General features: G+C 67.7%; 7 protein-coding genes. 5 read left to right on the top strand and 2 right to left on the bottom strand.

Going from position 1 to position 12,055, the window contains the following annotated elements:
- Positions 1–2 precede the first annotated feature (2 nt).
- From HUA76_RS19975 to HUA76_RS19960, 4 genes are all read left to right on the top strand, one after another.
- Positions 3–1,304 (top strand): FtsX-like permease family protein, encoded by a 1,302-nt coding sequence (locus tag HUA76_RS19975; protein WP_174461805.1) that lies wholly within the window; start codon positions 3–5, stop codon positions 1,302–1,304.
- Between the two features lie 5 nt (positions 1,305–1,309).
- Entirely contained in the window at positions 1,310–2,092 is a 783-nt protein-coding gene (locus HUA76_RS19970) for an outer membrane lipoprotein-sorting protein (protein ID WP_174461804.1), read from the top strand.
- Positions 2,089–3,717: a hypothetical protein gene (locus HUA76_RS19965; protein WP_174461803.1), complete on the top strand. Its 1,629-nt coding sequence runs from the start codon at positions 2,089–2,091 to the stop codon at positions 3,715–3,717. Before HUA76_RS19970 ends, HUA76_RS19965 begins: the two co-directional genes overlap by 4 nt.
- A 159-nt stretch (positions 3,718–3,876) precedes the next feature.
- Positions 3,877–5,703: a hypothetical protein gene (locus HUA76_RS19960; protein WP_174461802.1), complete on the top strand. Its 1,827-nt coding sequence runs from the start codon at positions 3,877–3,879 to the stop codon at positions 5,701–5,703.
- A gap of 314 nt (positions 5,704–6,017) precedes the next feature.
- Here the strand turns inward: HUA76_RS19960 and HUA76_RS19955 are convergent, their stop codons facing one another.
- Positions 6,018–7,460, bottom strand: a complete 1,443-nt coding sequence (locus HUA76_RS19955) for an LVIVD repeat-containing protein (RefSeq protein ID WP_174457201.1) — start codon at positions 7,458–7,460, stop codon at positions 6,018–6,020.
- Between the two features lie 193 nt (positions 7,461–7,653).
- On the opposite strand from HUA76_RS19955, the gene HUA76_RS19950 reads away from it, so the two are divergent.
- On the top strand, positions 7,654–11,217 hold the full coding sequence (locus HUA76_RS19950) for a tolB protein precursor protein (protein ID WP_174457202.1): 3,564 nt from the start codon (positions 7,654–7,656) through the stop codon (positions 11,215–11,217).
- A gap of 67 nt (positions 11,218–11,284) precedes the next feature.
- Here HUA76_RS19950 and HUA76_RS19945 read toward each other — a convergent pair whose 3' ends face one another.
- Positions 11,285–11,752 carry a DUF2892 domain-containing protein gene (locus HUA76_RS19945; RefSeq protein WP_174457203.1) on the bottom strand — a complete coding sequence of 156 codons (468 nt, stop codon included), beginning with the start codon at positions 11,750–11,752 and terminating at the stop codon, positions 11,285–11,287.
- Positions 11,753–12,055 lie beyond the last annotated feature (303 nt).

Raw genomic sequence — 12,055 nt, 5'->3', positions numbered from 1 at the left:
CCATGTTCCAACTCTTCCTCATCGCATTCCGAAACCTCGGCACCCACCGGCGGCGCACGCTGCTGCTGGGCGGCGCCATCGCCGGCGTCACCGCGCTGCTCGTCATCCTCATGGGCCTGTCCACGGGCATGAAGGAGACGATGCTGCGCTCCGCCACCACGCTCGCCACCGGCCACGTCAACGTGGGCGGCTTCTTCAAGGTCACCGCCGGCCAGGCCGCGCCGGTGGTGACGGCCTACCCCAAGATTCTCGAGCTGGTCCGCAAGGAGGTGCCGGAGCTGGACTACGCCGTCCAGCGCGGGCGCGGCTGGGCGAAAATCGTCAGCGAGTCCGCCTCCATGCAGGTGGGCGTGGGCGGCATCGACGTGAAGGACGAGCCGGGCTTCCGGCAGGTCCTGCAGATCCACGAGGGCAACCTGGACGGGCTGAACGAGCAAGGCACGGTGCTCCTGTTCGAGAAGCAGGCCAAGCGGCTCCAGGTGAAGGTGGGCGACACCGTCACCGTCTCCGCCCCCACCATGCGCGGCACCAACAACACGGTGGACGTCCGCGTCGCGGCCATCGCCACCGACGTGGGCATGATGAGCGACTTCAACGTCTTCGTCCCGTCCAACACGCTGCGCTCGCTGTACCAACTGCGCGACGACACCACGGGCGCCCTCTATCTGTACCTCAAGGACGTGAACCAGGTGCCCGTCGTCCAGGCGCGGCTGCGCACGGTGCTGGCGGACGCGGGCCACCAGCTCATGGACAATGACCCTCGCGCCTTCTGGATGAAGTTCGAGGTCGTCAACCGCGAGGCGTGGACCGGACAGAAGCTGGACATCACCAACTGGGAGGATGAGCTGTCGTTCATCACCTGGACGCTCACCGCGCTCAACGGGCTGACCGGCATCCTCATCTTCGTGCTGCTGGTCATCATCGGCGTGGGCATCATGAACACGCTGTGGATCGCCATCCGGGAGCGCACCCGGGAGATTGGCACGCTGCGCGCCATCGGCATGCAGCGCACCCGGGTGGTGGCGATGTTCCTGTTCGAGGCGATGACGCTCGGGGCGCTGGGCACCCTGGCGGGCGCGCTCATCGGGCTGGCCGTCTGCCTGGGCGTGGACGCCGCTCACGTGGGCGTCCCGGCGGCCGTGGCGATGTTCATCATGTCGGACCGGCTGCACCTGGTGGTGAACGCGGGCTCCGTCGTCGGCGCCATGGTGTTCATCACCACCTGCACCACGCTCATCTCGCTGATTCCCTCCTTCCTCGCCGCGCGCCTCAAGCCGGTGACGGCGATGCACCACATCGGATGAAATCCATGAGCCTCAAGAATCTGCTGTCCGCCGCGGCGCTGTCCGTGGCCATGTTGTCCGCGCCCGTGGCGCTGGCCCTGGAGCCGGCCGCCATGACGCAGATGCTGGCGACCATCGATGACCGTCAGCGCAACGGTGGCGACTACAAGTCGCTCATCTACATGGAGCAGAAGGAGAAGGACAAAACAGACAACGTGCGCGAGGCGTTCGTCTACCGGCGCGACGCGGACGACAAGCTGATGATCCTCTTCAGCAAGCCCAAGACGGAGGCGGGCAAGGGCTACCTGAGGATGGACAAGAACCTCTGGAGCTACGACCCCAACGTGGGCAAGTGGGAGCGTCGCACCGAGCGCGAGCGCATCGCCGGCACCGACAGCCGACGTGCCGACTTCGACGAGTCCCGTCTGGCCGAGGAGTTCGACCCGGCCTACGAGGGCGAGGCGAAGCTGGGCAAATTCACCGCCCACAAGCTGCTCTTGAAGGTGAAGCCCAACGTGGACGTGGCCTATCCCCTGGTCAAGATGTGGATAGACAAGGACACGAACAACATCCTCAAGCGCGAGGACTACGCCCTGTCCGGCCGGCTGATGCGCACCGCGCTCTATCCGCGCTGGAAGAAGATCTTCAGCGAGTCCAAGGGCGCCGACGTCTGGTTCCCCGAGGAGATCCGCTTCTACGACGAGGTGGAGAAGGCCAACTCCACCATCATCCTCATCAAGTCCGTGGACCTGCGCCCGCTGGAGGCCAACCTCTTCACCAAGGCCTGGCTCGAGAGCAAGAGTCGATGAGCCCGCGCAACCTCACCCTGGCCACGGCCCTGTCCGTGGTCCTCGCCGGCACCACCGCGCTCGGGCAGTCCGAGCGGCCGGACGAGAATGCCCTCTTCGGGGGCGAGGACGACAAGCCCGCCCAGGCCGACACGCCCGGGGAGCCTCCCACGACGGGGCGTCCCAGTGACGACGAGGTGTTCGGCGAGGACCCCGCGCCGTCCGCGGGAGCAGACGCGAGCAACACGGGCGACGCGACCGAGCGGCAACCGCCGCTGACCCCGGCTCCGCCCGAGCCGGGAGACCGGGACTCGCAGGCGCTGTCGGGGCCGGGGACGCGCAGCGCCTTCGATTCCGATGAGGCCGTGGACGACCCGCTGAAGATTGGCGGGCAGTTCTACATGCGCGGCTTCGCGGCGGCGACGGAGGGGACGTCGTTCGGTGACACGTCGTTCTCCGCGCCCACCCTGGTGGACGGGTACTTCGACGCGCGGCCGATGGACCGGCTGCGCGGCTTCGTGGTGGGGCGGTTGAGCTACGACCCCACCGTGGCCACGCAGACGGGCACCACGACCAACAACACGCCGTCCAATCCTCGCGTGCTGCTGGACCAGGCCTGGCTCCGCTTCGATATCGAACGGACCCTGTTCCTCACCATCGGCAAGCAGCATGTGAAGTGGGGCACGGGGCAGATATGGAACCCCACCGACTTCCTGTCACCGCAGCGGCGCAATCCGCTGGCCTTCGTGGACCTGCGCACCGGCGTGTCCATGTTGAAGGTCCACGTTCCCTGGGAGGCGAAGGGCTGGAACTTCTATGCCATCGCGGTGATGGATGACCTGGGCACCGATGCGGGCGCGCTGCTCGACAACACGGGAGGCGTTCCGCCCCCCGTGGAGGCCGACCCGGTCAACCGCCTGAGCCGTATCGGTGGGGCGCTGCGCGCGGAAGTCGTCCTCGGGCCCGCCGAGTTCGGCGCCAGCGCCGTGGCACAGCGGGGTCGCAAGCCGCGCTTCGGGTTCGACGTGTCCTCGGCTCTGGGTCCCATCGATGTCTACGGAGAAGTAGGCATCAAGAAGGGCACCGAGCGCCCCTTGTACCGAATCCCCGCCGGAACCACGTACGAGGAGATCATCAAGGACACGTCGCTGGTGGAGGCCTATGTCCCCTCGGGGCTCACGCCACAGGTGACGGGTGGCGCCAACTACAGCTTCCCTTACGGCGACAACGACATCGCAGTGCTGGGCGTGGAGTACTTCTACAACTCGACGGGCTACACGAGCTCCTTCGGCTATCCGTACCTGATCGCGGAGGACGCCTTCCAGCCGCTGTATCTGGGCCGCCACTATGGTGCCGCGTACCTGTTCCTGGACCGGCCCGGGTCGCTCGAGCGCACGTCCTTCAACTTCTTCACGCTCAGCAACCTCTCGGACAAGTCGTACATCAGTCGGATCAACGTCACCCACCGCGCCCTCAGCTACCTGACGGTCGAGGCCTATGGCGCCGTTCACTACGGCCACAAGGGTGGTGAGTTCCGACTCGGCTTCTCGGTGCCCGACGTCGACGTCAACGGGGAGACCGTTCATGGCCGCACCCTGGCGGCGCCCACCTTCGAGTTGGGCGCGGGGTTGCGCATCAGCATCTGACGCGGACACCTCGCGCAGTGGAGCTTCAGGGACCGCGTCTCCTATTCCCGGGGACGCGGTCCTTTCTTTTCGGGGGCAGGTCGCCGCCCGGGCGGGCCAACGAGGGGCGCTTGGGCCGACGAGGTGCCGGAGAATTCATGCAGTGAACATCCTTCCGGCATGCACCTGTGGATCGCCATCGCCGCCGGATTGAGCCTCGCGCAGGGTCAGAGCGAGGCGCCCTACCCTTCCCCCACGGATCCGTCCAACAGGGGCCCCGCGGCTTCGGCCCTGCGGGATGCGAACGAGCAGGCCGCCGAGGCAGCGGACGGCGCATGGCTCCCTCCCAACTACGTCCTTCAATCTCCGATGGCGGATGGGACGGCGCCCTATGGGCCCTACAGCATCACGCCTGCTCTTCCGGATGGCGATGCCCCGTCGACTTCCGGCGAAGTGGCTATCGACGAAACGTATCGGAACTATGAGCCCATCCCCGCCGAGGTGCCGGAAGGCACGGGGGGCAGTGGGACGGATGACTCCGATGCTTCATCAACGACCTCGGGGACGACAGGCGGAGATGCCCCGGGCGTGGGTGGTTCGGGCAATGTGACAACAGGACAGGGGGCGGGCTCGGATGACTCGGGTGATGCTCGGGTTTCGCAGCCAGGTGGCTCGAACACCGAGGCCGTGGCTCCGTCGTCGGCATCGCAGGCTGGCGGGCTGGATGGAACGGCCGGCACGGCGCCGCAGACCCCGATTCCGAGCGGACAGGACTCGTCCGACGTTTCAGGCACGGACAGCGCTGGCCAGACAGGAATCGGTGGTTCTGGCACGGATGCCACGACGCAGCCCAGCACTCAGGGCTCGACCGGCGACTTGGACACGAGCGGGACGACGGCTCCCGTGGATCCCATGGGGACTGGCGGCTCGGGTACGAGCACGACGACGCAGCCCGATAATCAGGGCGCGACCGGTGGCTCGGGCACGAGCACGACGACGCAGCCCGTCAACCCGGGCACGACCGGCGGCTCGGGCACGAGCACCACGACACAGCCCGATAATCAAGGCGCGACGGGGGGCTCCGGCACGGAGGCCACGACACAGCCTGATAACCAGGGCGCGACGGGGGCCACGACACAGCCTGATAGCCAGGGCGCGACGGGGGCCACGACACAGCCTGATAGCCAGGGCGCGACGGGGGGCCCCAGTACGGAGGCCACGACACAGCCTGATAGCCAGGGCGCGACCGGTGGTTCCGGCACGGAGGCCACGACACAGCCTGATAACCAGGGCGCGACGGGGGGTTCCGGCACGAGCACGACGACACAGCCTGACAGCCAGGACTCCCTTGGTGGCTTTGGGCCCACTGAAACAGAGCAACTCGATGGACAGGGCGGCGCGGGCGCGTCGGGCGACACATCGACCGCGCCGGCTCAACCGCAGCAACAGTCTTCCGTGAGCGGGCAGCAGAATGGAAACACCGCCGCGAACCCTTCGGCCCAGGCCACCGAGCCCGCCACGGACGCGGAGGTGACCCAACTGCGGAATCGCCTTCAGCAACTCGAGGAAGAACTCAAGACACGCGACACCCAGATTGAACAGAACGCCCAGGCCACCCAGCAGCAAGTCGACACGTTCGGCGAGCGCGCGGTCGAAACCGAGCGCTCACGTCAGCAGCGGCTCGCCGCAATCCAGAGCGCGGGGGAGTGGATGCTCGCGGCGGATGCCGCGCTCCAACAGGGCGAAGACGATGTCGGCAACGCGCTGGACATCGCCGACAGCGCCTTCGCCAGCGTCCGCGACAGCGCCGCCGAGTTCGGCCAGGGGACTGTCATCGTTCATGCTGAACGCGCCCGCGCCCTGATCAACCTCGCCCGCGACGCAGCCGGACGCAGCGACACGTATTCCGCGCGACGCGCACTGCAAGATGCCGGCGTCGAACTCAGCCTCGCTCGCAGCGCCAGCCTCGGCAGGTCCGGCACGGGCAACTCGTTGCTCACTCCGTGAAGCCAGCCTCGGCAGGTCCGGCACGAGCAACTCCCTGCTCGCGCTGTGACACCAGCCTCGGCAGGTCCGGCACGGGCAACTCGCTGCTCACTCCGTGACGGCGGCCTCGGCACGTCCGGCACGGCCAACTCCCTGCTCGCGCCGTGACACCAGCCTCGGCAGGTCCGACACGGGCAACTCGTTGCTCACTCCGTGACGCCGGCGAAGCACCTGGCTCACGAACGAAGCGACCGCACAACGCAGCACCTTCCGCGCACGACACCGGCGAGGCGCCTCACTCACGAGGCGCCTCAACCGATGGTGCGACCTGACGCTCACGGCGTCTCGCGGAAGATGAGCAACCCTCGTGACGAATCCGTCGCGTACACGTACCCATCCCCGGGAACGTTCACGCTGTTGAGCCCCTCGAAGAACGAGATGCCACGGCCAGCATCCGTCTCACGCCAGGTGTTGTAGTACGCCACCTGCCGCGGCACGCTCGGGTTGCTCACGTCCAGCACGCGCAGGCCATCCTGATAGTGCGCCACGTAGAGCTTCGCTCCCGACAGCGCCAGCGCGCGGATGGAAACCTCCGGACGAATCCGGAACTCACCCACCTGGAGCACGTTCGCCGGAGACGCGACATCCAGCACAGTCAGGTGCGCGTCCCAGTCCTCGCCAGCGGAGAAGGCCAGCGTGCGGTCACCCACCGTGCCCACCGCCACCGTGCGCGACGTGCCACCACTGAACCGCCCCAGCAGCTTCGGCGTCGACGGCGTGGTGATATCCGACACCGTCACGCCGTAGGTCCAGTTGCTCACGTACAGGCGATTGCCCACCGCCATCACATCCATCGGCACTTCGCCACCCTGCGGCTGCGCGCCCTCGACGAAGTAACGGTCCACCAGCTTCGGCTGCACCGGCGTCGTCACGTCGAAGATGAGCACCTCTCCGTTGGGCGCGGGCGACGCCGCGAACAGGAGGTTCCCCTCCACCGCCAGCGACACCACCTCCACCGCCGGGTCCGCCAACGCACGCAGGAAGGCGGGCGCCGCCGGATTCGCCACGTTGTAGAGGGCCAGGCCATTCTTCTGGCTCGCGACGAAGAGCGTGGTGCCCTTCACCGCCACGTCCGTGTAGACGTCGTTGCCCGGATTGCCCTCGCCCACCCGCCGCGCCTCGGCCGGGTTGGTCACGTCGAAGACGAAGAAGCCCTCGGGGCCCGCGGGCACATAGGCGTAGCCACCCGACACCGTCAAATCCCGCGCGGCGCCGCGCGGCAACGCGAGCTCCTTCACCAGCTCCACGCCCGACGACTCGCCTTCGCCCGCGTTGCGCTCCAGGCGAGCCCCCTTGAAGGTGCCCTGCAGGTCCAGCGCTCCGTCCACACACCGACGGAACGTTCCCTCCAGCTTCGTCGGCGCACTCGCCTCGCAACCCGCGAACGCGTAACGCACCGTGCGGCCGTACGTGTCCACCACGTCGGCGGCCAGATAGAAGGTGTCCTCCGTGAGCTGCTGCTCCGTCACCGACAACCCCAGAATCTGGGCCCCTGAACCGCCCGACAACTTCAGCGCTCCCGCGGAGCCCGAGCCGTCGTTCAGTTCAACATTGACGTTCCACACCCCGGTGGACTGCACCGAGGCGAGGCTTGAACGCTGACAGGCCGACAGGTTGATGGCGGCAAGATGACACTCCGCCTTGTTCTTGGAGTCGTCGTCCTTGCCGCAACCCAGGGCGAGGACCAGCGTGCTGCTCAGTAGGAAGAAGCGTCTCATGGCCCGTATGCATACCGGGCGTTGGAACCCAACGAAAGCCCTTCCCTCTTTCTCCCCAAGGGAGCGGCGACGTCCACCGCCCGGCAAGTAAACGAAAAGAAATTATCGAGGCGCTTGTATAGGCTCACTCCTGAGAGCGAGCCTCCTAGGAAGCACCTGTCTCGCCAGTACCCCACCCCAAGAGGTGACCTTCGTGAACCCCCGTCTCCTCGCTGCCGCCGCGCTGACCCTGCTCCTCCCGGAGCTGGCGTTGGCCCAGGTCTTCGTCGTGCCTCGTCGCCCGGGCAAGACGCCGGTGAACAGCTTCGAGTTCGAGTGGCGGCACGTCGACATCCTCGTGGGCCCACAGGCCACCGGGGTCGCCAAGCCTCCTGACAGGACGGCGCATGAACAGCCGCCCGAGGCACAAGGGGGAGCCAACCCCGACGCGCCCACCACCCACCCCCAGACCGGCGACACGAAGTCAGTCCCGGCGGATCCCCCCACCGGCGCCGACCCCTCCACCACCCTCTCCCCCAGCCCCGCACCTCAGCTCGCGGAGCCGCAGGACTCGGGCACGCCTCCCACGGGAGCCGTCGCGGACAACGAGGACGGCGGCACGCCTCCCTCGGGCGCCACCGCGGGCGTCACGGGCGGAGAGGACGGCGGCACGCCCCTGAGCAGCGCGCTCGGAGACGGCGGCCCGGCCCTCGGCAGCGGGCCCGCGCTCGGTGGCCCCGCGCTGGGCGGCAACCCCGACGGCGGCTTCAACTACACCTATGCGAAGTCGCTAGGCGCGAAGGCCGGCGGCGTGCGCTTCTACTTCTACGAGCGAGAGCGCGTCGTCGCCGAGCGCGCCGCGCCGCTCATCGAAGAGGCGTACCGGTACCTGGTGGACACCTTCCAGTACGTCCCCACGGAGACCTTCCCGTACATCCTCTACAGCAGCTACCAGGAATTCCTTCAGACGAACCTCTTCCCGCTGTCCGAGGGAACCCTGGGTGTCACCAGCACCGAGGACCTGAAGCTCACGCTGCCGTACCTGGGTGATCACCGACTCTTCGAGGAAATCAGCACCCACGAGCTCGCGCACCAGTTCACCATCCAGAAGACGCGCACCGTGGCCGAGCAGGCCAAGGTGTTCGGCGACCCCCTCCAGGCGATTCCGCTGTGGTTCATCGAAGGTATCGCCGAGTTCTACGCCAAGCGCGGCATGGACCCCGAGGCGGAGATGCTCGTCCGGGACCTGCTCGTCAATCCGGACCTCTACAAGGGCTACGCCTTCCTCGACTTCTTCTCCCCCGGGCCCTACGGCTACCTGTGGATCTACAAGGTCGGTCAGGTGCGCGTGGCCTTCCTCGAGGAGGAGTACGGCAAGGGCTTCATCCAGCGCGTGCTGGAGGACTCGCCCCGGCTGGTGGGCGGCTCGAAGGACTCCCCGTCGCTCAAGTTCGAGGAGCTGCTGGAGCGCCTGACGGGGGATGATCCGAAGCGGCTGTCCGCGCGGTTCGAGAACTGGCTGAAGCGCCGGGCCTACAAGACGTACCTCGGCTCGGAGCAGTCCGCGCCCGCGCTGGACCTGCTCGACAAGGCCCCGGGCTACATCACCGCGATGTCCAGCTCGCCGGACGGCACCCTGCTGGCGCTGCGCACCATCGTCCCCGAGACCGGCGAGAGCCGGCTGTATGTGATGGACCCGCGCGCGCCGGACAAGGCGGTGAAGGTGGCCGGTGACGGCGTGCCCGGCGTGGAGTCGCTGCACCCCATCTCCGGCCGCAGCTTCGCGCTGTCCAAGGACAAGCTGGCCTTCGTCGCCGAAATCACCGGTCGCGACATCATCTACGTGCAGGACTACAAACACACCGTGGAGAAGCGCGCCAACGACGTGCTGGTGCGACGCAACCCCATCCGCACCGGCATCGACCGGGAGGTGGGCACGTCGGTGCAACTGGAGGTGGGCGACCGCAAGGCCTACCGCATCGACAAGCACGGCATCCTCGCGGCGTACTCGCCGGCCCTCTCGCCGGATGGGCGCTACGTGGCCTTCATCGGCATCCAGGACGAGGGCCTGCGCGACGTCTACGTCATCGACCTGAACGCGAGCCCGGACGCCAAGCCCCTGCAGCTCACCGACGACGTGTTCTCCGAGCGCCAGGTGACGTGGGGCCCCGCGGGCATCGTCTTCACGTCGGACGCCACGTCGCACCGCAAGTTCAACCTCTTCCGAGTGAAGCTGGACGCACCCCGCCAGGTGGAGCGGCTGACGAGCGAGGAGCGAGACCACGCGGACCCGCTGGCCCTGGTCGACGGCCGCGTGTTCTTCACCGCCTTCAACAACAGCAGCTCCGACCTGCACGAGCTGATGGCGGATGGGCGAATCGTGCGCCGTACGGACCTGACCACCGGCGTCTTCGAGCCGGGCCCCGGCCCCGAGGGTGGCCTGTGGATGCTCTTCCACGTGTCGGGTGAGCGGAAGCCCGCGGTGCTCAGGCCTCCGCGCATGCTCGCGCTCGACGTGGCGCCGGAGCCTCCTCCGGAGCCGCCCAACCCGCTGGCGGTGCGCCCGCTCACGGATGCGCAGGCGTACGAGCCCTTCGCGAGAAAGAACCTGGAGTTCGGCCCCATCTTCGGCTTCGCGGGCGCGGGCGGCGGCGGCTTCGTCGGTCAGCTCTTCGCGGCGGCGAGCGACCGCATGAGGGACCACCAGTTCATCCTCACCCTGGCGGTGTACGGCAGCTTCGATTTGACGGACGGCTACATGCTGTACATCAACGACGCGGGCCGGACGACGTGGGGCGGCGGTCTGTTCCAGTCGCTGCGCTTCCGCGTGGACCAGACGTTCGACGACCTGCCCGTCTTCTTCACGTCGGCGGAGCGGTACTTCGGCGCGCTCGGCAGCCTGCGCTATCCCCTGAGCACGTTCTTCTTCGTCCAGGGCGACCTGAGCATGGGCGGAACCAAGTACTTCCTCGACGACCAGACCGAGTTCCGCCTCTTCTTCGCGGACCGCAACGAGGCCAACCGGGAGCTGCTGTCGCTGTGGAACGCGAAGAACGGCTCCATCCGCTTCCAGACCGAGCTGAGCGGACAGGTGGGCTACGACAGCCTCAAATACCACTACGCCACCGGTCCGCTGTCGGGCAGCTCCGCGTTGTTGGAGATGACGCTGGGCGTGCAGCCCTTCGACAGCGAGGCCTACGGCAACCTCCGGCTGGATGCCGAGCGCTACTTCCCCATCTACGGCCGCACCCACCTGTTCCTGCGCGGCGGCGCGGGTACGACGCTGGGCGGACGCTACGCGCGCTCCTACTTCCTGTCGTCGTTCGACACCCTGCGCGGCGTGAACTTCGGCGACGAGCGGTGGCTGCTCGGCCGCAACTTCACCTACGCCACGCTGGAGCTGCAGCTGCCCCTCAACGACATCATCCGCGTGGCCTTCCTCAGTGATTTGGAAGCCATCGCGGCGATGGACGTGGGTGGCGTGGGCAACAGCGCCGAGGACCTGTGGGACCACCGCGTGCTCAACGCCGTCGTCGGTGTGAACCTGGCGCTGGGGCCCCTGCTGCTGCGGCTGCACTTCGGCAGGCCGCTCGACATCGGCGCCAAGGCCGGCAAGCCGGACTCCGGCTGGGTGACGAACTTCTCGCTGGGAATCGCCGGCCTCAACGGCTTCTTCGACCAGGGGAACACCGGCGCGACGAACAACGGCCCACCCCAGGGCGGGTCCCCCGCGCTGATGCCGGCGCAGGGTGGTGGCTACACCTCGCCTCGGCACTGAGGCGACAAGGCCGCCCCCGCTCCCTTCATCGGGTGAGCGGGGGCTGGTGATGCTTGGGGACGCGGCGTCAGGACTGCGCGGCCACGAGCGCCGCGTTGGCCTTCGCCATGGGCCCGCCGTCATTGGGGATGCGCTCGAAGTCACCGCGCAGCGCCTTGATGGCGAACTTCTCCAGGTCGATTTCCCGGCGCGAGCGGATGCCCAGCGCGCGCAAGGGAGCGGACAAGGGCCCGAAGCCGAAGACGCCGTGCTGGAGGAGGACTCCCGCGGCCACGGCGCTCAGCACCCGCCACCGGCCGCCATCCTTCTTGCCCAGCAACAGGCCCAGCGCCCCCATCGCGGCCGTGCCCACCATGACGGCGCGGTTGAGGTCCCACTCGCGCTCCAACCGTTGGAGGTAGCGACTCATCTCCGGCCGGTCCGCGTGCGTCGCCATGTGCCGCACGCACGCCTCTACATGCTCGTCGATACGGCGGTTCACCATCAGCGGCGTGTGATTGCGGGCGGAATCAGACGACTGGTTCCAGGTCTCCATCGCGGGCGTCTCCCTGTCGCGGCGCTCCCCTCTTCCTGAAGAAGCTAGGCCCGACGTTCCGCGTCGGGAACAGCGGTGGGAAGAAGGGAAGAAGGCTTCCCTGCCTGCCCGCCTGCCCCACCAGGGAGGCTCGCGTGCGACGCAGCTCCTTCTCAAGAAGCCCTCACGCCGACCCAGGGGTCGACGGGTCCTCAGCCCTCCAGGGTGAAGCAAATGACCGGACCAGGAAGGGAAATCCCTTTCATCAACTACCCACCCCACGGCGTCTCAGGGCACTGGCTTCGTTCACTTTCGAGCGGCGCA

It is taken from the genome of Myxococcus sp. CA056, assembly GCF_013336715.1.
GTDB lineage: Bacteria > Myxococcota > Myxococcia > Myxococcales > Myxococcaceae > Myxococcus > Myxococcus llanfairpwllgwyngyllgogerychwyrndrobwllllantysiliogogogochensis.
This window is presented reverse-complemented; position numbering and strand designations above follow the sequence as displayed.